2 protein-coding genes are annotated in these 1,638 nt (G+C 46.6%); both read right to left on the bottom strand.

Annotation, left to right across the window (positions count from 1 at the left end):
- A partial coding sequence (gene rfaH, locus ACPEH5_RS22625) for a transcription/translation regulatory transformer protein RfaH (protein ID WP_423727227.1) occupies positions 1-345 on the bottom strand: 345 nt, incomplete at its 3' end.
- 255 nt (positions 346-600) lie between these two features.
- The coding region (locus ACPEH5_RS22620; RefSeq protein WP_423727226.1) for a TrbI/VirB10 family protein at positions 601-1,638 on the bottom strand (1,038 nt) is incomplete at its 5' end.

Raw genomic sequence — 1,638 nt, 5'->3', positions numbered from 1 at the left:
TTCATCCCCTTTTTGCGGTAACTGCTCACTCACCTCTTTCATAAAATTCGGCACCATCAGAGTCGCAATGATTTCATCGGGCACCACCACAGGCAGTTTGCCAAAGCGTACAAAGTAGCTCACACCCCGTGTTGAGTTAATGGTCGAAAAATGGATCACTTCATAATCGAATTTCACAAACAAGTAGTTTGGAAACAGGGGTTCCATCACTTTGCGTCTCCGATTTCGCACCATTTTCTCCGCCTCATAACGCGGGGAAAAACTATTCACCCCTTGGCGTTCAAGGTGTTCAATCGCTCGTAAATCTTGCCCTGTTTTGCAATACAATAAATACCATTTATCCATTTATTCATTCACTTTTGTTGAGAGTCGTTATTTAAGATTTGAGTCACCCAAGCACTCAAACCGGTATAGATAGCGAGAAAAAGCAATCCATCCCAGCTGATGTCGGCACATACCAATATCACCGCAGGTGAAATGATGAGCCCCATAAGAAGGACCGCTTTTAATCGCGTTTTAGTGTTGTTTTTTGTGGGTAGAGTTAACATAACTGCTCCTTAAGATTGCCCTGGTGTTGGCGATAAGGAGGCGTGAAAGACGTTATTGTTGTGTTGGGTATTGCGGGTAATTTGTGGATGGCACCGCATCCCCGAGTGAGATTTCTTGCAATGCTTGTTTCGTCACCGTAATGCCTTGATTAAGAGTTTGCTGCACAGGCTCGGCAACGGCATCCTTACTTTTCTTTTTGCGCATCTGTTCAATAAATTCCAATTGGAAGCCTTCTTGGAAAACGACCGTGATTTCAATTCCAGCACCAATCGGGATCACTGGGTGATATTGTTCCGCACGTTTAATGAAGTATTCCGACAACATTTTTCCGGATTGTTGAACACCGCCACCGACTCCGCCTCGCATCACATCTGCCATCGTGGTCGTGCTACTAGCCCCGATACCAACGGTTTCACTCCCCACTTTGGAAAAACCTGAGCCGACCGCTTCGATAAACCCGCCGCCAAAGGCATAACCGACTAACTCACCATTTCGAATGACCGGTTCTCCCTTAATCCCATTTTTCCCCATAAAGGAAACATGACCTTTAAAGGGCATATCAATCGTATGGCCAAACAGTTTACAAGACAGACGATCTGTACGAACGAGTCCGCGCTCACTGGAAATATCGCCATACACCCCCGCCGTCACCGCACACCCACTTAAGTCATACTCTTCATTGTTCGGCATAATCAGTTTACCCGTTAAGCGAAACTGCATAGGTGATGGATTACTGTTCCCCGTCACGGATGCATTGGCATCAGCGCCCTCAATCACCATCGCTTTAGCAAAACTCCCTGACGGGATATAAGGTAAAGCGGGTAAGTTGTTATCCACCTTATCCTCTTCATACTCGATGGTCATCGAATGTAAGCCTTGCTTTAGTGCTGGGTTCACATTGATTTGAGGTTGCCCAACGGGATATTGCCCGCCTTGATAAAATGCCGTTGGCGGCGGGATAATCGGCTGACTGGCTTGACCATTCGGTGTTGGAATGGTGCCAACAGGCAGCGTTTGAGGTTGAAGTTGAGGTAAGGTATTGTCGCCATGGATCAACCCATTACTCACCTCATTCAGCTGGTCTTGCAA

The sequence above is a fragment of the Providencia sp. NPDC089933 genome, from assembly GCF_049545585.1.
GTDB lineage: Bacteria > Pseudomonadota > Gammaproteobacteria > Enterobacterales > Enterobacteriaceae > Providencia > Providencia huashanensis.
This window is presented reverse-complemented; position numbering and strand designations above follow the sequence as displayed.